Consider the following 25947-nt stretch of genomic DNA (forward strand, 5'->3'; position numbering starts at 1 on the left):
CGCTCTAGAACCAGCGCTCGCCGACGAACACGGTGTCGCCGGGGCTCAAGGGGGTGCCAAGCGGCACCACGGCGCGCATGGCGCCGCCGGCTTCAGTGTGTGTGACGGTGACCACGTCGCGCTTGGCGCGGGGCGAGAAGCCGCCGGCAATCGCGACGGCGCTTTCGACCGTCATGTTCGGCACATACGGATACTGGCCGGGCGCGGAGACTTCGCCGAGAATGAAGAACGGGCGATAGGCCTCGATCTCGACGGCAACCGAAGGTTCGCGGATGTAGCCGTTGCGCAGCCGCGCGGCGATCTCGCCGGCAAGGCCCGCCGGGGTACGGCCGCGTGCCGGCACGCCGCCGATCAGCGGCATCGTGATGGAGCCGCCGGCGTCGATCGCGTAGCTGTTGGTGAGACCTTCCTGGCCATAGACCACGACGCGCAGCCTGTCGCCAGCGTCGAGATGGTAGGAGGAATCGTAGCGGACCGGCGCCGCCATCGGTGCGGCATAACCAACCGGCATGGGCGCAGGCGAGGCAAAGGAATTGCTGAGTGCTGCGATGGCACCGCCGCCACTGCCGACGACGACCGGCTGCGGCGCGTTGTACGGCTGGCCATAGGCCATCGAATCGAGATCGGCGCGCGGCTGCACATAGGCGACGGGACCAGCGGTTTGCATGCAGCCGCCAAGGGTCAGCGCGGCGGACGCTGCCAGGGACGCTGCCGAGATCGACAATCGAAACGCGCGTGCAACCGGCACCGGACTTATCCCTCGAAACGAGACAGATCCAGTGATGCACCGGTTATGGTTAATAAAGCGTTGAGGGCCGCGTGGCGCGACAGCAGCGTGAGCAACGGGGCATGTGCGCTCCCTCTCCCGCTTGCGGGAGAGGGTTGGGGAGAGGGTGTCTCCACGATGGGACTGTCCCCCAGAGGATAGAACCCTCACCCGGCGCGCGGGACGATGCTTCGCATCGCCCGGGGACGCGCCGACCTCTCCCGCAAGCGGGAGAGGTGCACCACCTTCGCGGCTGGCTTACGCGCTCACACCGACACCGATCGGGCAGGACACGCCGGTGCCGCCCAGTCCGCAATAACCGGCGGGATTCTTGGCCAGATATTGCTGATGATAGTCCTCGGCAAAGTAGAATTCACCGGCGGGTGCGATCTCGGTGGTGATGGTGCCGAGACCTTTTGCAGCAAGCGCCTTCTGATAGAGCGCCTTCGATTGATCGGCCGCTTTCTTCTGCACGTCTGAATAGGTGTAGATCGCGCTTCGATATTGCGTGCCGACGTCGTTGCCCTGACGCATGCCCTGCGTCGGGTTGTGGCTCTCCCAGAACGTCTTCAACAGCTTCTCGTAGGACACCTTGTTCGGATCGAACACGACCAGCACCACTTCGGTGTGACCGGTGCGGCCCGAGCAGGTCTCTTCATAAGTCGGGTTCGGCGTGTGGCCGCCGGCATAGCCGACGGCAGTTGTGTAAACGCCCTCGCCTAGCTCCCAGAACTTGCGCTCGGCGCCCCAGAAGCAGCCGAGCCCGAACACCGCCTGCTCGAGGCCGGCGGGATAAGGCGGCTGCAACTTCGTGCCGTTGACGAAATGGGTGTTCGCGGTCGGAATGGCTTGCGCACGGCCGGACAGCGCTTCCGTGGCGCTCGGCAATGCGGTGGTCTTGCGCATGAACAGCATGGACGGATCTCCGGGAACGAGCTGTGCCTCGCCTGAGCCAAGGCGATGAGCCAAGCGCTCAGGCGGCGTGCTCGCGATCAGTTGGGAATATAGGTCTTTACGCGCAAAGGGGCAGCCCCGTTACGCCGTCCGCACGCCGGTTCGAGGCGCGCGAATTGAAAGCTCAATCCCGGGAATAGCCGATCAGCGGCTTGCGCGGGCGGAACAGGATCATCAGGAGGATGCCGAGAATGCCGAGGACGGCGAAAACCGGCTGATCCAGCACCAGGCGGATCACCGAGGTCCAGAGCCAGGGCGCCTTGGCCTCGACCCAGGTCCGGAATGCCGTCTGGCTGGCCTGATTGATGTCGTTCCAGAACTGGCCGAAGCGGGTGAACCGAAGGGTCTGGTCGGCGACCCAGCGGGCGCCGTCGTAGACCATGAAGATGAACCCGCCGGCGAGCAGCAGCAGCCCAATCAGTCGGAAAAAGCCGCGGATCATGCCTCACCCTTTATAGTCGTCCGATCGGACGACCCTCGGAACGCCGCCAGCCAATACAAGGGAGACGGTAGAAATTCAACCTCTTCAGGGCGTTACGGCATTCATCCCCACCCCAAGAGGCTGGTTGTCCAGCCCGGGAAAGCGTTGACGGTGCCAAAGACCCTCTCTATAAGGGCGCCAACTGGCGGCGGGCGCAATCCTGCCGCCGCTGTTCTTTGAGCAGTTGCAGGCTCTTTTGGGCTTACAGGCTCTTTGGGGCTTAGAGGCTCCTTGAGCTGAGAGGCTCTTTGGGCCTCAGAGACAGCCGCAAGGCCGTCGCTCTTGTTCCAGGAACAGCCTAGCAACCGAACACCCTAATTCCGAGCGTCGATTACGCGGTCAAGCAAGCCGGCGCTACCCGACCAAGACGCGACCGGTACCCGCAAAGGACATTGAGACCATGGCCAATACCACTTCCGCCAAGAAAGCGACGCGCAAGATCGCCCGCCGCACCGCCGTCAACAAGTCGCGCCGCACCCAGATGCGCGGTGCCGTGCGTAATGTCGAAGAAGCAATCAAGACCGGCGACCGCGCCGCAGCCGTGACGGCGCTGGCGAACGCCGAGCCCGCCTTGATGCGCGCCGCGCAGCGAAACATCATTCATAAGAACAATGCCAGCCGCAAAGTCTCGCGGCTCACCGCGCAGATCGCCAAGCTCGCCAAGTAAGCTCGCTCAGTAAGCTCGCGAGTGATCTAGCAGCATTCGTTCGATCGGACGATCCGGTCGCACATCGCATACGTCAAACAGCCCGGCATCACGCCGGGCTTTTTTGTTGCCTGCCATATCCACGCAAGCAGTCACGCGCCGAGCGACCTTTGATCGGAGGATTGCGGCGTTTGCACCATGATGTCCCGTAGTTCTACCTGCGAATGATTTTGCAACAGCGGAAACTTCCACCGCGGTGCAAAAGACCCTTGCGAGGCGGGCGCAAGTTGAATTCGCGCGTCTGCGAGTTCTGCACACCGTAGTTTCCCCGGATCGCGTCACGCGATGGAGTTACCCTGTGAAACGAGACTCAAAAAACGATGGCTAGCTAACCACTTATCGACATAGTGAGGCCAAGCATTTGGAAAAATCGTCCGCGCGTCGCGCGCGTGACGCTTTTGTAAAAAATTTTTGGCGGTGGCGGAGAATTGTCACATGAAACGTGGCGTCTTCGATTCTGTGCACGAATCCAAAAACTTGCTCTGAAGCCTGTGCACAAGTCCGCGTGGCGTTAACGCAGATCAAGATTTTTGATGCCTCAAGTGTGAATCAATTCCGTTGCGAGTCTTTCCGCATAGTGTATTCCTTAAGACGTCAGCGGCGCCCACGATCTTGAGACCAGCGCGGTATCGGAAACGGGGCGAGCGTGCAAATCGGCGGCGATGTGCACGTAGGCGGCGCTTCAACAAGCGATTGTCGGATCAAAACCCACAGCAATGCGGGAACGGTAGCTCTTTGTCTGAATGTCTCCAAGCGGGATCTTTCTCTCGCGCTTAAGAGACATCTTGAAAGCTGCCCCGACAGGCATGATGGCGAGGCCGAGCGGACTAGTACACGGGCAGGCATCCGATGACGACGCGGGTGTCGTTTGGACACGCAGGACCTTGTCGCGAGCAATCACGGCAGGACGGGGAGGTATCATGTCTTACGAACTCAACGCGGTATTGAAACACATTTCGACTTCCAGCATTTCGACTTCCAGCGATGCCGTTTTAGATTCGTCGGACACCAAGCCTCCCGCGTGTCACGGAGCGCCGAGTACGCGCTGACCTCGCGACCCCTCCATCTCTAGACATTGCTGATCGGACGCGGCGTTTCCGCCGAGCGGTTGAGCCATGCCTGCAGGTGAAATCGCTTGAGGTCCCGCCATTGCAAATAATCCTGGGCAGGTATTGCTGGCAGGAACTCTGCATGGCGCTCACCACGCAACCTTATCTCTCAAGAAAAGTTCTCAAATGATGACAACCCCGGAACAGGATCGCTGGTCACGCGTGAAGAGTCGGCTGCGCTCGAACGTTGGCGAAGACGTCTATACGAGCTGGTTTGCGCGCATGGATCTGGAAGGCGTCCAGGACGAGAGCGTGCGTCTGTCGGTGCCGACCCGCTTCCTGAAGAGCTGGATCCAGGCCCATTATGCCGAGCGCGTGCTGTCGTGCTGGCAGGCCGAGATGCCGGAAGTGCATCGCATCGATCTCACCGTGCGCTCGGCCGTGCGCCCCGTGGTTCAGCAGAAGGAAGCGCCCGCGCCGGTCGAAACGCGCCGCTCGCCTGCGCCGGAGCTGCGCTCGACCGCGACCGCGCCGGTCTCGGCCAATCATGATGCGCTCGGCGGTTCGCCGCTCGATCCGCGCCTGACCTTCGCAAGCTTCGTCGTCGGCCGTTCCAACACGCTGGCGCATGCGGCTGCGCGTCAGGTCGCCGAGGGTCGTCGCGGCGATCCCGTCATGTTCAATCCGCTCTACATCCATGCGGGGGTCGGCCTCGGCAAGACCCATCTCTTGCAGGCGGTGACCTGGGCCGGCAATTCCGGCAACGAGCGCAAGGTGCTTTATCTCACCGCCGAGAAATTCATGTACGGCTTCGTCGCCGCGCTGAAGACGCAGACGGCGCTCGCCTTCAAGGAAGCGTTGCGCGGCATCGACGTGCTCGTGATCGACGATCTCCAGTTCCTGCAGGGCAAGTCGACCCAGGCCGAGTTCTGTCACACGCTGAACGCGCTGATCGATGCCGGCCGCCAAGTCGTGATCGCGGCCGACCGTCCGCCGTCCGATCTCGAAAGCCTCGACGACCGCGTGCGCTCGCGGCTGGCCGGCGGCCTCGTGGTCGAGATGGCCTCGCTCGGCGAGGAGCTGCGACACGGCATTCTCAAGTCGCGCGTCGCCGCGGCCCGCGCCCATCATGCGACCTTCGAGGTGCCGGAGGAGGTGCTGACCTATCTGGCCCGCGCCATCACCCATAACGGCCGGGATCTCGAAGGCGCGATCAACCGCCTGCTCGCGCATTCGAAGCTCAACAACCGGCCGGTGACGCTGGAGATGGCGGAGCACGAGGTGCGCGACCTGATCCGGCCGCAGGAACCGAAGCGGATCAAGATCGAGGACATCCAGCGCGTGGTGGCGCGGCAATATAATGTCAGCCGCTCCGACCTCCTGTCCTCGCGCCGGACCGCCAACGTGGTCCGTCCGCGCCAGGTGGCGATGTATCTCGCCAAGACGCTGACCCTGCGATCGCTGCCGGAGATCGGCCGCCGCTTCGGCGGGCGCGATCACACCACGGTGCTGCACGCCGTTCGCAAGATCGAGGCCCTGGTTTCCAAGGACACGGCGCTGTCGGACGAGGTCGAATCGCTCAAGCGCCAGCTTCAGGAATAAACGCCTAGGTCTTTCCCCTTCCCTCGCGCCGCCCCGGCCATGCCTGGGGCGGCGGTCTTGGTCCAGCTGGGCGCCAGCCCCGTCTTTGCCGGTAAATCGTGGGGAACTGTCGCGCAATCCCTTGAAACGGATGACTTTACGCGCCACCTTGCGCGACCCTGACGGCTTTGGTCATATCGGCTGGATGACCCGGCCTTCCGGGGATTTCGGTGCCGTGGCGCGCGTCCCGCCGCCCGGCTTTTCCAGATTTGTGTTTCCTTGGGGATCGGGCGAGTAGTGCAATGAAGGTTACGGTCGAACGCGCGCAACTCCTGAAGTCGCTGGGCCACGTCCATCGCGTGGTCGAGCGCCGCAACACGATTCCGATCCTCGGCAACGTGCTTGTTAGGGCCGAGAACGCGAAATTGTCGCTGAAGGCGACCGACCTCGACCTCGAGGTCACGGAAACGCTCGCGGCGGAAACCGCGACCGCGGGCTCCACCACCGTGCCGGCGCACATGTTCTACGACATCGTCCGCAAGCTGCCGGACGGTTCGCAGATCGTGCTCGAAGCCGACGGCGACCGCGCCGTGCTGGCGATCCGCGCCGGCCGCTCCCGCTTCACGCTGCAGACCTTGCCGGAGAATGATTTTCCGGATCTCGCGGCCGGCGACATGTCGCATTCGTTCAGCCTCGCCGCCAAGGACGTCAAGCGGCTGATCGACCGCACCCAGTTCGCGATCTCCACCGAGGAGACCCGCTATTATCTCAACGGCATCTATCTGCATGCCGCGGGCTCGGCCAAAGCCGCCACCCTGCGCGGCGTCGCCACCGACGGCCACCGCCTCGCCCAGCTCGACCTGGTCCAGCCCAAGGGCGCCGAGGGCATGCCCGGCGTGATCGTGCCGCGCAAGACGGTCGGCGAGGTGCAGCGCCTGATCGAGGACAACGAGGCCGAGGTCACGATCGAGCTGTCGCAGGCCAAGATCCGTTTCACCATCGGCAATGTGGTGCTGACCTCGAAGCTGATCGACGGCACCTTCCCCGACTACGGCCGCGTGATCCCGCAGGGCAACGACAAGGAGCTCGTCGTCGACAAGAAGGATTTCGAGAACGCGGTCGACCGCGTCTCGACGATTTCCAGCGAGCGCGGCCGAGCCGTGAAACTCTCGCTGTCGCCGGGCAAGCTGGTGCTGTCGGTGACCAATCCGGATTCCGGCAGCGCGACCGAAGAGCTCGAAGTCGAATACGCCTCCGACGCCCTCGATATCGGCTTCAACTCCCGTTATCTGCTCGACATCGCCGCCCAGATCGAAGGCGACGTCGCAACGCTCCGGCTCGCCGACCCGGGCTCACCGACCCTGGTGCAAGACCGCGACGACAAGAGCGCACTCTACGTGCTGATGCCGATGCGGGTGTGAGGGCTACCGGCGCCCCTTCGCATCGACTACATCCGTCATGGCCGGGCTTGTCCCGGCCATCCACGTCTTTGGAGACAAAACGTGGATGCCCGGCAATGACAAAGACAACATGACCCCCTCCCGCATTCATCGCCTGACGCTGACGCATTTTCGTAATTACCGGGCGGCGGGGCTCGAGGCGAAGGCTGACATGGTGGCGCTGGTCGGGCCGAACGGAGCGGGCAAGACCAATTGCATCGAGGCAATCTCGTTCCTGTCGCCGGGACGCGGCTTGCGGCGCGCGACGCTGGACGACGTCGCCGACAACCAGGGCGACGGCTCCTGGGCGGTGTCGGCACAGGTCGAAGGCGCACTGGGCCTTGCCACGCTCGGCACCGGCATCGATCCGCCGCGCGCAGATAGCCCGGTCAGCCGGCGCTGCCGCATCGACCGCGAACCGGTCAGTTCGGCGGCGTCGTTCGGCGACCACATCCGCATGGTGTGGCTGACGCCGGCGATGGACGGGCTGTTCATGGGAGCGGCGTCCGAGCGCCGGCGCTTCTTCGACCGCCTGGTGCTTGCCATCGACAGCGACCATTCCAGCCGCATCTCCGCGCTCGAACGTTCCCTGCGTTCGCGCAACCGCCTGCTCGAGACCCGCAATTACGACGACCATTGGTGTGACGCGATCGAGCGCGAGACCGCCGAGCTTGCGGTCGCCGTCGCCGCAACCCGCGGCCAGACCGCGGCCCGGCTGACCGGCATGCTCAACGCGCGCGCGCAAGCCTCCGCCTTCCCCTCGGCGCAGATCGCGCTCGACGGCTGGATGGAGAACGCGCTGCTGACGGAGACCGCGACGTCGGTCGAGGATCGCTACCGCCAGATCCTGCGCGACAACCGTCCGCGTGACGCCATCGCGGGTCGCACCACGGATGGTCCGCATCTCACCGATCTGCAGGTGATCTACGCGCCGAAAAGCATGCCGGCGCGCGATGCCTCGACCGGCGAGCAGAAGGCGTTGCTGATCGGGCTGGTGCTGGCGCATGCGAGCCTGGTCGCCGAGATGACGGGCATCGTGCCGCTGCTACTGCTCGACGAGGTCGTCGCGCACCTCGATCCTGGCAGGCGCGCCGCGCTGTTCGACGAGCTGCGCAAGCTCGGCGCGCAGGTGTGGCTGACCGGCGCAGACCCCGCCGCCTTCGCCGAGATCGGCGCCGGGGGCGAGATCTTTGACGTCGAAAGCGGACAGGTATCGGCCCGGCGGTAGTCGCAGCCGTTGAACCGGCCCCATTTCCGCCGCGACTAGTTGCCGGAGGCGGCGCCGACGGCGTCGCAGCCGTTTTTGCAATCGCGCAATGACATCACGCGCGAACCCTGGAGAGTGAGATGCGGGCGGCAAGGTCCGGGGCGCGAGCCCCGGCACGATGGCGGGCGTTTGCGTGCGGCCTCGTCTTGCTCGCGACGTGCACGCTCGCGGCAAGCGCCGGCGCCTGGATGCCGCAGCCGCTGTTTTCGGCCGATCTCATGCCCGATCCCGATGCCAGGCTACCCGCACCGACCCGCTACAGCTTTCGAGGAATCCACACCACTCTGATGCGGGGCGTCGAAGCGCCGCTTCGCGTCAAGCTCGAAGCCACCGTGCCCGCCGAGCTCAGCGACGTTCTCGCTTTCTATCGCAGGGAGTTCGGAAAACTCGGCTGGCAGGAGCAGCATGATGGCGCCGTCGTTTCCGCCGATCACGTCCGGCTCGCGTTCGTCTCTCCGCTCGGGCCGGCCATGCTGGAACTCGGCCGCAAGGACAGCAGCACCTTGGTTCATCTCGTGCAGAAGAACTCGGATACTGCAACCCGGGCGAACGTCATGCCCGAACCGGGCCAGGCGAAGCTGGTGTTCAGCAATATCGGCGAGACGGAAGCCGTGCTCGGGATCGACGCGCGGATCATCAAGCGCGCCGGCGGCGCCAACGCCGTATCGCTGGATCTGGCGCCCGGCAAATATTCCTACGAACTGAGCGTACCCGGCCGTCTAGCCTACACCCACATCCTCACTGTCGCAGCCGGCGACGCCTGGGAGCTCACCGTCGGGCGCGACGGCGAGGCATGGTCGCCGCTCCAGCTGTATTGACCAGTTCGGGATCTTTGAACCTGCCCGGTTCCTGCCGCGACTTCTGGTCTGAGGCCCGCCGACGGCGTTGCGGCCGTTGCAATCGCGCGCGCCAAAGCGCCGCGCGGCATCCTGGAGACGTAACGATGGCGATGATCCCGCGCGGGATGCAAGTCCCGGCACGATGGCGGCTGCTTGCATGCGGTCTCTTCCTGATGGCGAGCTGCTCGATCGCGGCCGGCGCAGACGAGGGTGTCGTCGACGTCCACGCGCTGCCGCAGCTCGAAGGTGCGGTGGAAGACATTTCGCGCCCCGATCCCTATCGCGTCGAATATCGCGTGCCGACGCGGCAGGCCGTGACACTGCCCGCCGTCCAAAAGCTCCTGAGCGACAACGGCTGGGTGCCCTATGTGATGCCGCTTGAGGAAAAAAGTAGCCTGCTGAAGTTCAGGAAGGGGCGACAGGGCCTTTCCGTTCATTTCACGCAGGCGCCCGGCCGGCCCGACCAGTCCGTGGTTTACTACACGACCGACCGGATCTACGGCAACGTGCCGTTTCCGGAAGGTGCAAGCGACATCGTGTTCGACGGGACGAGGCCCTATCTCGGCTGCGTCGCACCGACGACGCTCGATGCGACGTCGGATTTCTATGCCAGCCAGATGGCTGCGATCGGCTGGCAGAAGCTCACGCCGGAAACCGCCGCGCGCTGGGCGACCAGCCTGGATGAAACCGTTCCCAACGGCCTGCGCGCGTTCTACGCGCACGCCGATAGCAAGGAGACCGGCTTCTATCAGCAGAAGCCCGTGATGCTGACGCTGACGCGCCGCGACGACGGCCGCACCAATATCGATATCCGGGTCGCGCCCTTCGCGCTGCCCAGCGAGCTCAGGGCCGATAGCGATCTGGCCGGCCTGCCGCGGCCGAGCCCGACCAAGACGGCCAGGGGCCTCGGAGGCGCGAGCGACAACAAGCGCGAAATGTCGGCCGCCGCGATGGCCGAGCTGCCGGCCGTGCTCGCCTTCTATCACCGCGAGCTCGCCGCGCGCGGCTGGCAGGAGGACGGCAGCGCGCCGCTCGCACCCGGTGACGAGGTCGCGATCAAGATCTCTTCGGCGGAGGAAACCGGCGTGCTGCGACTTGGCCGCAAATATGATTTCACCATGGTCAGCCTGACCGCGCAGGTGAAGGACTCCGCGCTTGCCGCCCGTGCCAAGGCGAAGAAAGAGGCGGACGAAAAGTTCCTTGGGGATGCGTTAGGTGCGGCCAAGCAGCTCATCACTGCCGACGAAGCAAGGCGCAAGGTGCAGGCGGCCGCGTTGTCCGACGCGCCGCTGAATGCGCTGGCCGACAGCAAGACGCCGGTGCCGCTGCCCGAAAACGCCGAAGGCGTGAAGTTCGAGGGCGACGACGGCCAGCTCGAATTCTCCTCGACGTCGAGCGTGAAGGCGCTCACCGCGTTCTATCGCGCATCGCTCAAGCCAGCGGGCTGGAAGGAGCAACCTTCCGTCATCAACCAGCCCAACATGGCGGTGATGGAATTCTCCAAGAGCGGCAAGTCGATCTCGATGACCGTGATGCAGATGGGGCCGAAGGTGAACGTTAGCGCCAACGGCTCCGGTCTGGTTATCGCCGCGGCGAAGCCTGTCGAGGCCAAATCGACCCAAGCCAAGGCGGCCCAGGCCAAATCGAAGGAGCCGCTCACGCTCGATCCCGATTCCGCCCTGCCCGTGCCGACGCAGCACAGCTCGACCGGATTAAGCTCCACCAAATTCCCCGGCAGCGACCAGTCGTTCCGGACCGAGCTCGAAGCCAGCATCCCCGCCGAGCTTGGCGAGGTCCTCGCGTTCTATCGCGCGGAGCTGACCAAGCGCGGCTGGCAGGAGAAGACCGACGGCGCAACGGTGACCGCCGAGCGGGCGGAGCTCGCGTTCACCTCGCCGGAGGGACCGGCCGTGCTGAAGCTCGGCCGCGCCAGGGACGAGACCACGGTCAGCCTGATGCAGCGGAATCCGCAGGCCGCGGCCAAGGCCGACATCATGCCGAAGGCGGGACAGGCGAGGCTGATGCTCGGCAATATGGGACCGAAGGAAGCATCGCTGACGATCAACAATCAAACCGTGAAGATCGCGGCCGGCGCCGGCGGTCCGCAATCGCCGAAAGGCCCGATGCTCGATCTGCCGCCGGGCAAGTACCAGTACGCGCTGCGTCTGCCGGGACGCCCTGCTCGCACCGAGACCCTCACCGTTGCCGCCGGCGATGCCTGGGGCCTCCTGGTGGGGCCAAGCGGAGACGTGCTGCCGCTTCAGATGTATTGAGCTGCAAGGCCGTTCCGGGGCGTTCCAAGGCGCCTCGGAGCACCCCTCGTCCCCGCAAAATCCACGCCTTCCACGGCCCTAAACGGCTTCCCGAATCGCGCTTTTTCCAAGCCGCCGAATCGGCCCTCGTAAGCCTTGAAAATCGGCCGAAAAATCCCATTTAATCAAAGACTTGCCAGGAGATACTTTGCGCTAGGCGCAATCCGTCTTTCGTGGCACAAATAGCCCACATATCAGCGCCTTTTGCGCCGCTGATTCGGGCGACATCTCGAAGGCCTCTCATGACAGAACCTGCTCGGCAGACGCCTGCCGAAAACGAACCCTCAAATCCGAGCGATTACGGGGCGGAATCGATCCGCGTGCTCAAGGGTCTCGACGCCGTACGCAAGCGCCCGGGCATGTATATCGGCGACACCGATGACGGCTCAGGCCTGCATCATATGGTCTACGAGGTCGTCGACAACGCGATCGACGAAGCGCTCGCGGGCCATGCCACTCGCGTCGACGTGATCCTCAATTCCGACAATTCCGTCACCGTGCGCGACGACGGCCGCGGCATTCCCGTCGACATCCATAAGGGCGAAGGTATTTCGGCGGCCGAGGTCATCATGACCCAGCTCCATGCCGGCGGTAAGTTCGACCAGAATTCCTACAAGGTTTCCGGCGGCCTGCACGGCGTCGGCGTCTCCGTCGTCAACGCGCTGTCGAGCAAGCTCGGCTTGCGCATCTGGCGCGACAACAAGGAACACTACATCGAATTCGCCCATGGCGATGCGGTCGCGCCGCTCAAGGTGGTCGGCGATGCGCCCGGCAGGCGTGGCACCGAGGTGACGTTCCAGGCCTCGACGGAAACCTTCAAGAACATCGAGTATGATTTCGCCACGCTGGAGCACCGGCTGCGCGAGCTCGCCTTCCTCAACTCCGGCGTCAACATCGCTCTCTCCGACATGCGTCACGCCGTCGAGAAGCGCGAGGAGATGCACTATTCCGGCGGCGTCGAGGAATTCGTCAAATATCTCGACCGCAACAAGAAGGCGATCGTGCCGGCGCCGATCATGGTGCGCGCGGAAGCCAACGGCATCGGCGTCGAGGCCGCGCTGTGGTGGAACGACAGCTACCACGAGAACGTGCTGTGCTTCACCAACAACATCCCGCAGCGCGACGGCGGCACCCATCTCGCCGGTTTCCGCGGCGCGCTGACGCGCCAGGTCAACGGCTATGCCGAGGCCAACGCGAAAAAAGAGAAAATCGCGCTCACCGGCGATGATTGCCGCGAAGGCCTCACCGCTGTGCTGTCGGTGAAGGTGCCGGATCCAAAATTTTCGTCGCAGACCAAGGACAAGCTGGTGTCCTCGGAAGTGCGCCCCGTGGTCGAGAACGTGCTCAACGAGGCGCTGCAAGCCTGGTTCGAGGAGCATCCTTCCGAAGCCAAGATGATCGTCGGCAAGGTGATCCAGGCGGCAGCTGCCCGCGAAGCCGCGCGAAAGGCGCGCGAGCTGACGCGCAAGAGCCCGCTCTCGGTCTCCTCGCTGCCCGGCAAGCTCGCCGACTGCCAGGAAAAGGATCCGGCGAAATCCGAGCTCTTCATCGTCGAGGGTGACTCGGCAGGCGGCAGCGCCAAGCAGGGCCGCAACCGCGAATTCCAGGCCGTGCTGCCGCTGCGCGGCAAGATCCTCAATGTCGAACGCGTGCGTCCCGACAAGATGCTGCACAGCGAGCAGATCGGCACGCTGATCACCGCGCTCGGCACCGGCATCAGCGACGAATTCTCGATCGAGAAGCTGCGCTATCACAAGATCATCGTGATGACGGACGCCGACGTCGACGGCGCCCACATCCGCACGCTGCTGCTGACTTTCTTCTACCGGCAGATGCGCGAGATCATCGACGGCGGCTATCTCTACATCGCCCAGCCGCCGCTCTATAAGGTCAACCGCGGCAAGTCCGAGCAATATCTGAAGGACGAGCGGGCGCTGGAAGATTATCTGATCGATACCGGACTCGACGACTGCGTCTACATTCCCGGCACCGGCGGCGATCGCACCGGCCGCGACCTGCGCTCGCTGGTCGACGACGCCCGTGCCGTTCGCGGCGTCCTGCGCAGCCTGCACACCCGCTACAATCGCAAGGTGATCGAGCAGGCTGCCATCACCGGCGTGCTCAACAAGGCGATCTACGGCGATCGGGAGAAAGCCGCCGCGGCCGCGCAATACATCGCCGCCCGCCTCGACACGCTCGCCGACGAGGTCGAGCGCGGCTGGATCGGTCAATACGTCGAAGGCCATGGTTTCCAGTTCGAGCGCACGGTGCGCGGCGTCAAGGACGTCGCCCTCATCGACGACGCGTTCCTGGGCTCGGTCGAAGCCCGCAAGCTCGACGAGTACACGGTCAAGCTCCAGGACGTTTATGCCCGCCCCGGCAAGCTGCGGCGCAAGGATACCGAGCACATGGTCTACGGCCCGGTCGATCTGTTCGAAGCCGTCACAGATGCCGGCCGCAAGGGCGTCTCGCTGCAGCGCTACAAAGGGCTGGGCGAGATGAATCCGGAGCAGCTCTGGCAGACGACGCTGGACGTCAATGCGCGATCACTGCTCCAGGTGAAGGTCAAGGAGGTCGACGAGGCCGACGACATCTTCACCAAGCTGATGGGCGACGTGGTCGAGCCGCGCCGCGACTTCATCCAGGAACATTCGCTGAGCGCGACGATCGATATCTGAGATCGGATGGCTTTGGACGGTCGTCATGCCCGGGCTTGTCCCGCCTGCGCGGCCGAAGCCGCTTCGGCGAGGCGAAGGCCCGGGCATCTACGTTCTCCGTGCATCTGGCAAAGGCGTGGATGGCCAGGACAAGCCCGGCCATGACGTAGAGACACCTCGGCTGAGCCTCCCCCCGCCCTCGCAACAAGTGCAGAATTGCTCCCGCGCTCAATTCTCGGTAGCTTCCGCCTCGAAAACCCGCCCCCCACTCAATACGACAGCGAGAGAGCCCGTGGCGCCCATCCAGTACATTGTCGAGGGCGGTCACCGGCTCTCGGGCTCGATCGAGCCTTCCGGCAACAAGAATGCGGCCCTGCCGATCATCGCGGCAGCCCTGCTCACCGAGCATCCGGTGACGCTGGAAAACGTGCCGCGGATCCGCGACACCGAGACGCTGGTCGAGCTGATCCGCTCGGTCGGCGCGGCGGCGGAATGGACCGCCCGCAACACGCTTCACATTCACGCCAAGAGCATCCGCGCCGCCGATCTCGATCCGGACTTGTGCGTCCGCATCCGCGCCTCGATCCTGCTCGCGGGCCCCCTGCTCGCCCGCTGCGGCGAAGTGATGCTGCCGCCGCCCGGCGGCGACGTCATCGGCCGCCGCAGGCTCGACACGCATGTGCTCGCGCTCGAGCAATTAGGAGCCAAGGTCACCGCGACCGACCGGCTCGAATTCCGCGCTTCGAAGCTGACCGGCGCCGACGTGTTCCTGGACGAGCCCAGCGTGACCGCGACCGAGAACGCGCTGGTCGCAGCCGTCGCCGCCGAAGGCACCACCTATTTGCGCAACGCCGCGTCCGAGCCGCATGTGCAGGACCTCGCCAACTTCCTGGTCGCACTCGGCGCGGGGATCGAGGGCATCGGCACCAACACTATGATCGTGCATGGTCCGGCGACGTTGGGTGGTGCGACCTACCGGATCCAGCCCGACCATATCGAGGTCGGCTCGCTGATCGGGCTCGCGGCCGTCACGCGGTCGCCGCTTCGCATCGTTCGCGCGGGCGTCGAGCATCTGCGCTCGATCCGCATGGGATTCGAGCGGCTCGGCATCGTCTGCCGCATCGAGGGCGACGATCTCATCGTGCCCTCGAACCAGACGCTGAAGATCCAGGACGATTTTGGCGGCCACGTGCCGAAGCTGGAGGACCAGCCCTGGCCGGCCTTTCCCGCCGATCTGATGTCGATCGCGATCGTCACGGCCACGCAATGCGAGGGCGTGATCCTAATGTTCGAGAAGATGTTCGAATCGCGGATGTTCTTCGTCGACAAGCTGATCGCGATGGGTGCGCGCATCGTGCTGTGCGACCCGCATCGCGCCATCATCGCCGGTCCAAGCCGGCTGCACGGCGCGACGATGACCTCACCCGACATTCGCGCCGGAATGGCCATGCTGCTCGCGGCCGTCTGCGCCGAGGGCACCTCCACGATCAACAACGCCGACCAGATCGAGCGCGGCTACGAGCGCATCGACGAACGGCTGAATGCGCTCGGCGCGAAGATCAGGCGCGTGCCGGAACGGAAGGGCTGAGAGTTTCTTCCCTTCTCCCCTTGTGGGAGAAGGTGGCATAAGCGGCCTTCGGCCGCCGTTTTTAAGAACGCCGAAGCTTCGCATCGGCTATGGCGCCGGATGAGGGGTTGCTTCAGCGAGTCCTGCTGCTTGAGGGCCGTACGCGGAGAGATAACCCTCACCCGTCTCGCCGCTACGCGGCGAGCCTCCCTCTCCCGCAAGGGGAGAGGGAGAAGACCAAGCCATGTTTTCGTCGCCCGGCCGTGCTATTGACCCGCCATGCTCGACACCGTCCAGCCTCGTTCGCAGCCGCAAGCCGGCGCGCCGCTAAATCCTCTCGCCGACGAATTCGTCGAGACGCTGCGGCTGGCCGTGCCGATGACGCTGACGCAACTCGGGCAGATCGCGATGATCACGACCGATCTTGCGCTGATCGGCCGGCTCGGCGAGAGCGCGGTGGCAGCAGCGGCACTGGCGCATACGGTCTATTTCGTCAGCTTCACGTTCGGGCTCGGATTGATGGCGGCGGTATCACCGCTGGTCGCGCAGGCGTTCGGCGCCGGCGATGTCAGGCGTATCCGCCGCTCCTTACGCGTCGGCCTGTGGGTCGCGCTGCTGATCTCGCTGCCGATGATGGCCTCGCCGCTCTATGGCGAGCACATCCTGGTTGCACTCGGTCAGGCGCCGCACTCGGCCGCGCTCGCCCAGCGCTATCTGAATGGGCTGGCCTGGGGCATCGCGCCGGCGCTCGGCTTCATCGCGCTGCGCAGCATGATGAGCGCGGTGAACCGGCCGCAGGCGCCGCTGTGGATCACGCTCGCGGCGATCCCCGTCAATGCCGCGCTGGTCTATGTCCTGATCCACGGCCTGTTCGGCCTGCCGGAGCTCGGCCTGTTCGGCGCGGGGCTTGCGACCACGCTGGTCAATCTCGGCTCGTTCGCCGCCACGCTCGCCATTGCGGGGCTGCGCAAGCCGTTCGCGGACTATCGTCCGCTTGCCCATCTCTGGCGGATCGACTGGCCCCTGATGCGCAAGCTCATCGCGATCGGCGCGCCGATCTCGTTCTCGCTGCTGCTGGAATATGGCCTGTTCTCTTCGGCGGCGCTGCTGATGGGATTGATCTCGACCACGGCGCTCGCGGCGCATCAGATCGCGCTCCAGGTCACCGCCGTGCTGTTCATGGTCCCGCTCGGCATCGGCATGGCGGCCACCGTGCGGGTCGGCCACGCCTTCGGCCGGGGCGACCCGGCTGCGGTGAAGCGCGCAGGTCTCGTCGCAGCCGTGATCGGGATCGCGTTCGTCTCGGCCCTGACCGTCGCGATCATCTTCGGCCGCTATCAGCTCGGCCGACTGTTCTTCGGCAGCGGCGAAGCGAGCATGGCGACCGTCGAGCTGACCGCAACGCTGCTGCTGGTCGGCGCGACCTTCTTCATCGCCGATGCCATCCAGACCATCATGGGCGGCGCGCTGCGCGGCATCAATGACACCAGGATGACGTTGGTATTCGCCGCGATCGGCTATTGGTGCGTGGGCTTTCCCATCGCCTGGTGGCTGGCTTTTCACGCCGATCTCGGCGCGGTCGGTGTCTGGATCGGATTGTCGATCGGATCGTTCGTCTATGCCGGACTTCTGATCTTGCGCTTCCGGATGCTGACGCGCAGACTGACGGAATGAACGGGACCGTCCGCGAAGTCACCCCCGCTGTCGACACCGGCGCGCTGCTGGCCGGTGCGCAATTCATCGACGCCTTTCGCGTGGAGATCGGCACGGCACCGGTGAATGCCCGCGAGGCCTGCACCAGGATGGTGTTGCACGGGCCGCGCTGGGTCGGTGCACTGACACGCCTGCGCAACGTGTTGGTGACGCCGTTCGGCCTGAAGACATCGGGCGAGGGTACGCCGGCGCCGGGCGGTTTGATCGGCCTGTTTCCGGTGCTGAGTGAAACGCCCGAGCAGCTGGTCGCCGGCTTCAATGATTATCATCTCGATTTCCGCATCGTGGTCGATGTGGTCGGCGAAGCGGTGCCGCGCCACGTCACCTTGACCACGCTGGTGCGGACCAACAATCGGCTGGGCCGCGCCTACCTCGCGCTCATCACGCCCTTCCACAAGCTTGTGGCCCGCAGCATGATGGGGCGGCTCGCGGAGCCGGCCCGATGACGCTCTCCGTCGACCTCTTCTACTCCTTTCGCAGTCCGTTCAGCTATCTGGCGCTGCCCAAGACGCTCAAGCTCGTCGAAACCTACGATCTGGCGGTCAATGTGCGGCCGGTCTATCCGCTCGCAGTCCGTGTGCCCGGGTTTTTCAAGAAGGCGAGCCCGAACTTCATTCGCTATGTGGTGCTCGACAGCACGCGCGTGGCGCAGCACGAGGGCATTCCGTTCCGCTTTCCGAGGCCAGATCCGATCGTGCAGGACAAGACGACGTTCGACGTCGCGGCGGAGCAGCCCTACATCCACCGTCTGACCCGGCTTGGTGCCATGGCGCAGCTTGAGGGACGCTCGCTCGCATTCACCGATGCGATCGCCCGCGTGCTGTGGGACGGCTCGGTGGCGGGCTGGAACGAGAGCGATCATCTCGCGCGGGCAGCCGACAAGGCCGGCTTCGATCTCGTCGCGATGGATGCCGCGATCACCGCGGACCCGGATCGCTACGAGCAGGTGATCACGGAGAACGAGAAGGACCACGCCGCCTCCGGCCATTGGGGCGTGCCGACCTTCGTGTTCGACAACGAGCCGTTCTTCGGCCAGGACCGTATCGATTTGCTGGTCTGGCGCATGCAAGGGAAGGGCCTGATGCGGCGCTAGCTCACTCCGCCACGCGCGCGGGCTTGTCGGTCGCGGCCTCGGACCATTCGCCGACGACGCGATCGAGATCGCAGAGATTCTGGTGCATCTGCTCCAGCGAGAAGCCGAGCGCGAAGAAGCGCTCCGCGGTGTCGCTGGGCTGGCCCCGGATCAGGCCGTCCTGGCGCACGGCGGCGACCGCCTCAGCATAATGCTGGAGCGCGACATGCACGGGGTGGATCGGCGGGGCGCCGGTGCCTTCGCGCAAGGCGGCGGCGGCCGAACGCAGGAAGCGTGCGATCACCGTCGAGACTTCCGTCAGCGGCGCGGCAAGCCGTGTCTGCACCTCGGCCGGCAACGGCACCACCGTGGAGCGGCCGATCATCACGACGTCATGGCGCAAGCGCAAGATCGTGCGCAACAACGGGCCGGTGTCCGGCCCGCTCGACAATCGCGCAGAGCGCTCGCGCTCGGCTTCGGCGCCAATGGTATTCATGCCGACCATTGCGGTGCCGATACCGTCCTGAATCCGGTGCAGCGCGTCGTTGTCCCGGCCGCGCGTCAGGCCCGCGAGCAATTCGGTGAAGGCCTCTGCGATCAATTCAAGCAGTTTTGCCGCGCTGGCGCGGATTTGCCGGACCGCGCGCGAGGGCAGCACCAGGAACGAGACCAGCAGCCCCGTCACCGCGCCGACCGCGACTTCGCTGACGCGATCGATCGCCGAGGCCATGGGATCGGCATGATGCATCGAGGGAAGCACGAGCACGATCACGGCCGTCACCGTTGCAGAGCTCAGATTCGGATAGATCGATGCGACAAAGGCAAGCGGCGCCACGGCCAGCACCAGCAGGCCCAGCAGGCCCAGTTCACCGGAATAGGGGATCAGGATCGCGATGGCGCCGCCATAGATCGCGCCGCCGATGGTGCCGAGCATGTAGTCGCGTGTCGCCTTCAGCGAGCGCCCGACGCTCATCTGGGTCACGATGATGGACGTGAGGACGGCCCAGAGCGGCAACAACAGATGCAACGCGGTGGCGAGCGCGTAGGCGCCAGTGGCCGCCACCGTGACCCGGATCGCCAACCCCAATTGGGTCTTTCGCGACCAGACCCGGTCGAACAGCTCTCCTGCGAATGCCATGGTCGCGTATCCCGGTCCAACTCTCGTAAAGCCAGCCAAAAGCATAGCTGATGCCCGCGGCCCCCAGGCCGCTTGAAAGGCCAAATCAGCCCGCCTAACTTGCGCGCCAAAACGAGGAAACACGATGGCTCACGAAACCGCAACGCTCGCCGCCTATGTCGCCAACCTGAAATTCCAGGATATTCCGGCGGAAGTGCTGGATCGGGCGAAAGTGCTGACGCTGGATTTCCTCGGCAGCGCCATCCGGGCCCGCAGCGAAGCGGAATCGACCCCCTCGATCCTGAAGATGCTGGAGGCGCTCGCGCTCGACACCAAGGGCGAATCCACCGTGTTCGGCGATAGCAAGACCTGGACGCCGGCGGTCGCGGCGCTGCTCAACGGCGCGCTCGGCCATTCCCTCGACTTCGACGACACCCATGCGGACTCCTCGCTGCATCCAAGCGCGCCGGTGGTTCCGGCCGCCTTCGCCATCGGCGAGATGGTCGGCGCCTCCGGGCGCGACGTGCTGACCGCGATCGTTGCGGGCTATGAGGTCTGCTGCCGGCTCGGCAACGCACTCGACCCGACCTCGCATTACGCCCGCGGCTTTCATCCAACCGCCACCGCCGGCACCTATGGCGCAGCCGCGGCCGCCGGCAAATTGTTCGGCCTCTCCGAGCAGCAGCTCGTCGCCGCCTTCGGCGTCGCCGGCAGCCAGGCCGCGGGCTCGCTGCAATTCCTCGTCAATGGCGCCTGGAACAAGCGCTACCAGGTCGGCGCCGCCGCGATGAACGGCGTGATCGCCGCGACGCTGGCGCGCAACGATTTCGTCGGTGCGACGGAATCGGTCGAGGGCAAGCACGGCCTGCTCGCCGGCTACACCGACGATGCCCATCCCGACAAGGCAGTCGCCGAGCTCGGCAAGACCTACGAGACCATGAAGATCGGCGTCAAACCGTATCCGAGCTGCCGCTACACCCATGCCGCGATCGACGCGCTGATCGCGATGCGGCGTGAGCACAATCTCACGCCCGATCAGGTCAAGCGCGTCGAGATCGGCCTGCATCGCAACGGCATCACGCTCACCGGCGACGCCGCGACCAAGCGGCACCCGACCTCGATCGTCGGCGGCCAGTTCTCGATGTTCTTCACCGGCGCGCTCGCGCTCGACCAGGGCTCATTTGGCTGGGACGACTACAGCCGCCTGGGCGACGCCGCCATCGACGCGCTCGCCGACAAGTTCGACGTGGTGCAGGACGATCGGCTCGAAGTCGGCCGCACCCACCCCTTTGGCGCCCGCGTGAGTATCACGACGGACGACGGCGTGCATGAGCGGCTCTTTGCCGATCCCTCGGGAGAGCCGACCTCCTTCCCCGACGCGCAGGCGATGCAGCAGAAGTTCTTGACGCTGGCCCGCCCGGTGCTGAATGCGCGCGCGGAGAAATTCGCGGACGCGATCATGACGCTGGAGCGGTTCGACCGCGTGGCGAAGGCGACGGAGCTGGGAAGGTAACTCCTAATCCACCCTCGCGACTTTCCCTTTGTCGCGCGTTGCTGCCACGACATCCCGCACCAGATCAAACACACCATCCGCTTGCGGTGGTGCGTTCGGCGAACGGCCTAACCGCACGATCACCAGACGCTCCGACGGAATCACAATCGTGTATTGCCCGATCGTGCCCTTGGCGAAAAAGGCGTCGCGCGGCCAGCCGTGCTCGACGCGGAATTTCGCGCCAAAGCTGTCGCCCTGGTTGGTCCAGAAGCCGGCGCCGATGCCGACCCAGGCATTGGGCGTCGCCGACGCCGAGTAATTCACCCAGCCCTCGGGCAGGATGCGCCTGCCGCCGGCGACGCCGTCGTTGAGATAGAGCTGGCCGAAGCGTGCCCAGTCGCGCGCGGATGCGAGCATCTCGCTCGACCCCTTGATCGTGCCGGCGCCGTCGAGCTGGAGCGTGACATGGCGCATGCCGAGCGGCGCGAACAATTCGCGGCGCGCGAAGGCAAGCACATCGGCTGGATTGCCGCCGGCAGCGTTGCGGATCAGATGCGCGAGCATGATGGTGTTGCCATCGTGATAGTTCCACACGGTGCCCGGCGCGGTCGCAAGCGGCATGCTCGCGGCATAGGCGGCCATGTCGTCTTCGGTGAATTTCATGCGATTGACCGGCTCGAACGCGGAGCCGAGCGAGGCCTGAAGCGAGCTGCCGAGCGCCAGGCCCGCGGTGTGGCGCAGCAATTGATCGACGGTGATGGCGTGACGCGGATCGTCCGGATTTGCCCAGGCGTCGACCGGTGCGGTCCCGTCGAGTTTCAGTCTGCCCTGACGCACGAGGATCCCGGTGAGAGCCGAGATCACGGACTTCGTCATGGAGAAGCCGAGCAGCGGCGTCTCCGGTCCGATGCCGTCCGCATAGCGCTCCGCGATGATACGGCCCGACTTCATGACGACGATTGCGCGGGTGCGGCGGAATGGCGGCGATGGCGGCTCGGCAAAGGCGCGGTCGAGCGCGGCTGACAGCTCCGGGCTCTGTGGCGACACGACCGCGGGGCCGGCGATCTCGGGCAGCAACGCCGGCTGCCTGTCGTCCGGCGGCAACGTGACGTCGGTGATCCCTCCGCCGTGCTCAAGCGTGCAGCCGAGTCCCTCGCGATAGACGGCGTGGCTGCGGCCGATGCCGAACAGCGTCACCGTGACGTCCTTGCGCATGCGATCTACCTGATAGTCCATCGCCCAGGTGAGCAGACCGGCACCCGGCATCGCATCGGCGGTCTCGGTCAAATTACGCCTGACATCGAGGCCCGAGACAAACGTCTCCGAGCAGAGCACGTCGGCGATGAAGCCGGTGGCGACCTTGGGCACGTCATGGGCGCGAACCGCGCCGAGCGCGAAGCCGACAAGGGCGATGGTGGTGGTGAGAAGGACGATCTTGCGGCAGCGGGTCACGGGCTTGCTCCGGCTTGAGGCGTGTGCCGGAGACGAAGCGGCATTCACGCGATGCCTGCTCGCCGGATTTGGAAAGCGGCCTAGCCGAAACCGCGAGACGCTCGCCGATTCCAAAATAACCTAAATATTTCAGTACACTAAAGCTTAGACGGCATTGACCTTGAGCCGCCGGTACTCCGTCGGCGTCACGCCGGTCACGGCCTTGAAGGCGCGGTTGAACGGGCCGAGCGACTGGAAGCCGGAATCCATCGCGATGGTGATGACGGGGACCTCGGCCTGGGCGGGATCGGCCAGCGCGGCCTTGGCCTCCTCGATCCGGTGGTTGTTCAGGAACACATTGAAATTGCGGTAGCCGAGTCGCTGGTTAATCAGCCGGCGCAGCCGGTATTCGGGAATCTTCAGCCGGCCCGCCAGCACGCCGATGCTGATGTTCTCCTGGCGATAGATCCGTTCGTCCGCCATCAGCCGCATCATGGCGTCGATCAGCTTTTGGTCGGCGGCATCCTCGCCGACAGGCTGGCTCGCCGCGATCGCGGGCGCAGCCTCCGCGGCGGCTGGAAACAGGTCGGCGCCATCGACCCGCATCATCGCATAGGCGATGGCCGCGACGATGCCGGCGAGCACGCCTGTATTGACGGTGTTGGCGACATCGCCGACGTCACTGCCGCCGACAAGGATCTGGAGCAGCGCGTTCAATCCGCCATAGAGCGCGGCGGCACAGACGATGAAGACGCGAACACGGCGGCGGCGCTCGACCAGATCGGCTGACCATGAGCCGATTGTCTGCACGATCGCGAGCGCAATGAAGCCGAGCACAATCAGGTTCACCGCGGTGACGGCGACCCGGACATGTCCGCCAGGTGCGAGCCAGAGACAGCTGACGAAGCTGAAGGCTGCCACCAACGCCCAGGTCAATCCGTGCCACCGGCGCAGGCGAAACTCGTCGTCGAACAGCGCGCGCGTGAACAGCCAGAACACCACGATATTGCCGGTCGACACCGCGATCAGCGGCGCATGCCATGCCGGGACCAGCGATGATGTTCCGACAGAATAGCTCACAGCATGCGCGGCCGAGCCGAGCGCAAAGGCCGCGCCGAGCCGGGCTGCCAGCACCGTGCGGAAATCCGAGAGCAATGACGCTGCCAACACCAGCAGCAGCGCCACAGAAGCGGCGCGGAATGCGAGTTCAAGGGCGGCTGACGTCATCAGATGCTGTGGCCATCGGTATGGGCGAGCCGAACATCGTCCGTCGGATTGATTTTTTCAAGCACCATTCGCACCACAGCTGTCATCGTCCGGCTTGACCGGACGATCCAGGACGCCGAGACGGCAGTGATCGAACCGAGTGGCCGCGGCGTACTGGATCGCCCGCTTTCGCGGGCGATGACGGCGGAGTATGTGGTCCAGGCTTAGCCGCGACGGCCGCACAAAATCCTGCTACGATTTAGCTCGAAAAAACCAAAAGGAGTCCACCATGAGCTGGCAACCCTCGAACGATCCCGTGCTCGGCGATCCCATGTCCTGCGATGCGCTCGATCTCGTCATCGTGCCGCGCACGCGCGATCTCGGCGACGGCTTCGCGGTACGCCGCGCGTTGCCGCACGGCAAGCGGCAGATGGTCGGACCCCTCATCTTCTTCGACCATTTCGGGCCGGTGCAATTCGTCTCAGGCAAGGGCATGGACGTGCGGCCGCACCCGCATATCGGGCTTGCTACCGTCACCTATCTGTTCGACGGCGCGATCATGCATCGCGACAGCGAGGGCAACATCCAGGAGATCCAGCCCGGCGCGATGAATTTGATGACGGCCGGCCGCGGCATCGCGCATTCCGAGCGCACGCCGGATGTCCAACGCGCCTCGGGGCAGAAGATGCTGGGCCTGCAAAGCTGGATCGCGCTGCCGGCAGGATCGGAAGAAATCGCCCCTTCGTTTCAGCACTACGGGGCGGGTGACCTGCCGATGGTCTCCGAGCGCGACTTCACCGCGAAGGTGATCGCGGGCTCGGCCTTCGGCGTCACTTCCCCTGTTTCGATGGTGTCGCCCTGGTTCTACACTGAGGTCATGGCGGCCGCGGGCGCGACCGTGCCGCTCGACCCCGATCACGAGGAGCGCGCCATCTACGTGGTCGACGGCGAGGTCGAGATCGCGAACGAGCGCTACGAGGGGCCGCGGCTCCTGATCTTCCGTCCGGGCGACCGCATCACGGTGAAGGCGCTCAAAGCCACGCGGATGATGTTTCTGGGCGGCGACGCGCTGGAGGGCCCGCGCCACATCTGGTGGAATTTCGTCTCCTCCAGCAAGGAGAGGATCGAGCAGGCCAAGCAGGACTGGAAAACCGGCCGCTTCGCTGCGGTTCCGCAGGAACATGAGTTCATTCCGCTGCCGGAATAGGCTATCCCGGTTTCCGGTCGCGCGATCAGGCGCGGCCGGATGTCCTGTCGCAAGGCCTTGCTCCGAAAGTTCTGCCGATGACCACCATGCTCTCCAGCGACCTGCCGCTGCCCAAGATCGGGCGCGGCAAGGTGCGCGATATCTACGCCGTCGACGACGACCGCCTGCTGCTCGTCACCACCGACCGCATCAGCGCCTTCGACGTCGTGATGGGCGAGACCATTCCGATGAAGGGCGCGGTGCTGACGCAAATCAGCGCGTTCTGGTTCAACGAGCTTGAAGGCGTGGTGCCGCATCACATGATCAGCGCCGACACCGACGAGATCATCGCCGCCGTGCCGGCCTTGAAGCCGCATCGCGCCGAAATTCTCGGCCGCGCCATGCTCTGCCGCCGCACCACGGTATTTCCCATCGAATGCGTGATCCGCGGCTACCTCTCGGGCTCGGCCTGGAAGGAATATACAGCCAGCGGCACACTGGCCGGCGAGAAGCTGAAAGCAGGTCTGGTCGAGAGCGAGAAGCTGGAGCCTTCGATCTTCAGCCCCGCGACCAAGGCCGAGACCGGCCATGATGAGAACATCACCATCGCGAAGATGCGCGAGGTCGTCGGCGACGAGACGGCTTACACGCTCGAGAGCATGACCCGCGCGATCTACACGCTCGGCGAGGAGCTCGCCCGCGAGCAGGGCATCATCATCGCCGACACCAAGTTCGAATTCGGCCGCGACAAGAACGGCCGCATCATCCTGATCGACGAAGTCATGACGCCGGACTCCTCGCGTTTCTGGGCCGTCGACGCCTACAAGCCGGGCCAGCCGCAGGCGAGCTTCGACAAGCAGCCCTTGCGCGACTATCTCGACGTCGAGCGCCGCGCCGGCCGCTGGAATGGCGACGCCCCGCCGCCGCCTTTACCCGCAAGCGTAGTGGACGCGACCAGCAAGCGGTATCTGGAAGCATATCGCCGCGTGACGGGGCAGGATTTGAAGATCTAGCCCCACTCGGCACCTCTCGCTCCGTCATTGCCGGCCGGCTCGATGCCTCCCCTGCGTCGTCCTGGCGAAAGCCAGGGCCCATACCGCGAGGTTTATCGC

General features: G+C 65.1%; 20 protein-coding genes. 14 read left to right on the top strand and 6 right to left on the bottom strand.

Annotation, left to right across the window (positions count from 1 at the left end; translation table 11 throughout):
- Positions 1-4: 4 nt before the first annotated feature.
- From IVB45_RS36275 to IVB45_RS36285, 3 genes are all read right to left on the bottom strand, one after another.
- Positions 5-748 (bottom strand): polysaccharide biosynthesis/export family protein, encoded by a 744-nt coding sequence (locus tag IVB45_RS36275; RefSeq protein WP_027566096.1) that lies wholly within the window; start codon positions 746-748, stop codon positions 5-7.
- A 276-nt stretch (positions 749-1024) separates the two neighbouring features.
- Positions 1025-1681, bottom strand: a complete 657-nt coding sequence (msrA, locus tag IVB45_RS36280) for a peptide-methionine (S)-S-oxide reductase MsrA (protein WP_247357462.1) — start codon at positions 1679-1681, stop codon at positions 1025-1027.
- Between the two features lie 163 nt (positions 1682-1844).
- On the bottom strand, positions 1845-2162 hold the full coding sequence (locus tag IVB45_RS36285; protein WP_007616084.1) for a hypothetical protein: 318 nt from the start codon (positions 2160-2162) through the stop codon (positions 1845-1847).
- Positions 2163-2601: 439 nt separating this feature from the next.
- Between IVB45_RS36285 and rpsT the strand changes: the two genes are divergently transcribed.
- The 11 genes from rpsT (at position 2602) to IVB45_RS36340 (ending at position 18424) form a co-directional block, all read left to right on the top strand.
- Positions 2602-2868: a 30S ribosomal protein S20 gene (gene rpsT, locus IVB45_RS36290; RefSeq protein ID WP_007598259.1), complete on the top strand. Its 267-nt coding sequence runs from the start codon at positions 2602-2604 to the stop codon at positions 2866-2868.
- Positions 2869-4145: 1277 nt separating this feature from the next.
- Positions 4146-5558, top strand: a complete 1413-nt coding sequence (dnaA, locus tag IVB45_RS36295; RefSeq protein WP_026233035.1) for a chromosomal replication initiator protein DnaA — start codon at positions 4146-4148, stop codon at positions 5556-5558.
- Positions 5559-5839: 281 nt separating this feature from the next.
- A complete protein-coding gene (gene dnaN, locus IVB45_RS36300; protein ID WP_007598262.1) occupies positions 5840-6958 on the top strand; it encodes a DNA polymerase III subunit beta in 1119 nt (372 codons plus the stop codon).
- A gap of 109 nt (positions 6959-7067) precedes the next feature.
- A complete protein-coding gene (recF, locus tag IVB45_RS36305; protein ID WP_247357461.1) occupies positions 7068-8204 on the top strand; it encodes a DNA replication/repair protein RecF in 1137 nt (378 codons plus the stop codon).
- Between the two features lie 119 nt (positions 8205-8323).
- On the top strand, positions 8324-9061 hold the full coding sequence (locus IVB45_RS36310; protein ID WP_247357460.1) for a hypothetical protein: 738 nt from the start codon (positions 8324-8326) through the stop codon (positions 9059-9061).
- Positions 9062-9186: 125 nt separating this feature from the next.
- Positions 9187-11355, top strand: coding sequence for a hypothetical protein (locus tag IVB45_RS36315; RefSeq protein WP_247357459.1), 2169 nt, complete (start codon positions 9187-9189; stop codon positions 11353-11355).
- A gap of 281 nt (positions 11356-11636) precedes the next feature.
- The gene (gene gyrB / locus IVB45_RS36320) at positions 11637-14072 is read left to right on the top strand and encodes a DNA topoisomerase (ATP-hydrolyzing) subunit B (RefSeq protein ID WP_027566101.1); all 2436 of its coding nucleotides are present in this window, start codon (positions 11637-11639) and stop codon (positions 14070-14072) included.
- 271 nt (positions 14073-14343) lie between these two features.
- On the top strand, positions 14344-15639 hold the full coding sequence (murA, locus tag IVB45_RS36325) for a UDP-N-acetylglucosamine 1-carboxyvinyltransferase (protein ID WP_247357458.1): 1296 nt from the start codon (positions 14344-14346) through the stop codon (positions 15637-15639).
- 258 nt (positions 15640-15897) lie between these two features.
- Positions 15898-17292, top strand: a complete 1395-nt coding sequence (locus IVB45_RS36330; protein ID WP_247357457.1) for an MATE family efflux transporter — start codon at positions 15898-15900, stop codon at positions 17290-17292.
- On the top strand, positions 17289-17777 hold the full coding sequence (locus tag IVB45_RS36335) for a DUF2867 domain-containing protein (protein WP_247357456.1): 489 nt from the start codon (positions 17289-17291) through the stop codon (positions 17775-17777). The genes IVB45_RS36330 and IVB45_RS36335 overlap by 4 nt, the downstream gene beginning before the upstream one ends.
- Entirely contained in the window at positions 17774-18424 is a 651-nt protein-coding gene (locus IVB45_RS36340; protein ID WP_247357455.1) for a 2-hydroxychromene-2-carboxylate isomerase, read from the top strand. Before IVB45_RS36335 ends, IVB45_RS36340 begins: the two co-directional genes overlap by 4 nt.
- 1 nt (position 18425) lies before the next feature.
- On the opposite strand, the gene IVB45_RS36345 is transcribed toward IVB45_RS36340, so the two are convergent.
- The gene (locus IVB45_RS36345; protein WP_247357454.1) at positions 18426-19541 is read right to left on the bottom strand and encodes an FUSC family protein; all 1116 of its coding nucleotides are present in this window, start codon (positions 19539-19541) and stop codon (positions 18426-18428) included.
- A 124-nt stretch (positions 19542-19665) separates the two neighbouring features.
- Here IVB45_RS36345 and IVB45_RS36350 point away from each other — a divergent pair, with 124 nt between their 5' ends.
- Complete coding sequence (locus IVB45_RS36350; protein WP_247357453.1) at positions 19666-21033, top strand: MmgE/PrpD family protein; 1368 nt, start codon at positions 19666-19668, stop codon at positions 21031-21033.
- Between the two features lie 3 nt (positions 21034-21036).
- On the opposite strand, the gene IVB45_RS36355 is transcribed toward IVB45_RS36350, so the two are convergent.
- Together IVB45_RS36355 and IVB45_RS36360 are read right to left on the bottom strand one after the other, a co-directional pair.
- A complete protein-coding gene (locus IVB45_RS36355) occupies positions 21037-22464 on the bottom strand; it encodes a serine hydrolase (RefSeq protein WP_247357452.1) in 1428 nt (475 codons plus the stop codon).
- Between the two features lie 144 nt (positions 22465-22608).
- Positions 22609-23670 carry a helix-turn-helix domain-containing protein gene (locus tag IVB45_RS36360; RefSeq protein ID WP_247357451.1) on the bottom strand — a complete coding sequence of 354 codons (1062 nt, stop codon included), beginning with the start codon at positions 23668-23670 and terminating at the stop codon, positions 22609-22611.
- Positions 23671-23938: 268 nt separating this feature from the next.
- Here IVB45_RS36360 and IVB45_RS36365 point away from each other — a divergent pair, with 268 nt between their 5' ends.
- Both IVB45_RS36365 and IVB45_RS36370 read left to right on the top strand, forming a co-directional pair.
- The gene (locus tag IVB45_RS36365; protein WP_247357450.1) at positions 23939-24856 is read left to right on the top strand and encodes a pirin family protein; all 918 of its coding nucleotides are present in this window, start codon (positions 23939-23941) and stop codon (positions 24854-24856) included.
- 77 nt (positions 24857-24933) lie between these two features.
- Positions 24934-25848: a phosphoribosylaminoimidazolesuccinocarboxamide synthase gene (locus tag IVB45_RS36370; protein ID WP_247357449.1), complete on the top strand. Its 915-nt coding sequence runs from the start codon at positions 24934-24936 to the stop codon at positions 25846-25848.
- Positions 25849-25947: the final 99 nt, after the last annotated feature.

Origin of the sequence: Bradyrhizobium sp. 4 (assembly GCF_023100905.1) — a bacterium.
Lineage (GTDB): Bacteria > Pseudomonadota > Alphaproteobacteria > Rhizobiales > Xanthobacteraceae > Bradyrhizobium.

Coding starts and splice junctions, on each gene's coding strand:
- dnaN (WP_007598262.1), top strand. CDS start 5,840: ATGAAGGTTACGGTCGAACGCGCGCAACTCCTGAAGTCGCTGGGCCAC.
- IVB45_RS36310 (WP_247357460.1), top strand. CDS start 8,324: ATGCGGGCGGCAAGGTCCGGGGCGCGAGCCCCGGCACGATGGCGGGCG.
- IVB45_RS36330 (WP_247357457.1), top strand. CDS start 15,898: ATGCTCGACACCGTCCAGCCTCGTTCGCAGCCGCAAGCCGGCGCGCCG.
- rpsT (WP_007598259.1), top strand. CDS start 2,602: ATGGCCAATACCACTTCCGCCAAGAAAGCGACGCGCAAGATCGCCCGC.
- IVB45_RS36345 (WP_247357454.1), bottom strand. CDS start 19,541: ATGGCATTCGCAGGAGAGCTGTTCGACCGGGTCTGGTCGCGAAAGACC.
- IVB45_RS36315 (WP_247357459.1), top strand. CDS start 9,187: ATGGCGATGATCCCGCGCGGGATGCAAGTCCCGGCACGATGGCGGCTG.
- msrA (WP_247357462.1), bottom strand. CDS start 1,681: ATGCTGTTCATGCGCAAGACCACCGCATTGCCGAGCGCCACGGAAGCG.
- gyrB (WP_027566101.1), top strand. CDS start 11,637: ATGACAGAACCTGCTCGGCAGACGCCTGCCGAAAACGAACCCTCAAAT.
- IVB45_RS36335 (WP_247357456.1), top strand. CDS start 17,289: ATGAACGGGACCGTCCGCGAAGTCACCCCCGCTGTCGACACCGGCGCG.
- IVB45_RS36365 (WP_247357450.1), top strand. CDS start 23,939: ATGAGCTGGCAACCCTCGAACGATCCCGTGCTCGGCGATCCCATGTCC.
- IVB45_RS36340 (WP_247357455.1), top strand. CDS start 17,774: ATGACGCTCTCCGTCGACCTCTTCTACTCCTTTCGCAGTCCGTTCAGC.
- IVB45_RS36285 (WP_007616084.1), bottom strand. CDS start 2,162: ATGATCCGCGGCTTTTTCCGACTGATTGGGCTGCTGCTGCTCGCCGGC.
- recF (WP_247357461.1), top strand. CDS start 7,068: ATGACCCCCTCCCGCATTCATCGCCTGACGCTGACGCATTTTCGTAAT.
- IVB45_RS36370 (WP_247357449.1), top strand. CDS start 24,934: ATGACCACCATGCTCTCCAGCGACCTGCCGCTGCCCAAGATCGGGCGC.
- IVB45_RS36360 (WP_247357451.1), bottom strand. CDS start 23,670: ATGACGTCAGCCGCCCTTGAACTCGCATTCCGCGCCGCTTCTGTGGCG.
- dnaA (WP_026233035.1), top strand. CDS start 4,146: ATGACAACCCCGGAACAGGATCGCTGGTCACGCGTGAAGAGTCGGCTG.
- IVB45_RS36350 (WP_247357453.1), top strand. CDS start 19,666: ATGGCTCACGAAACCGCAACGCTCGCCGCCTATGTCGCCAACCTGAAA.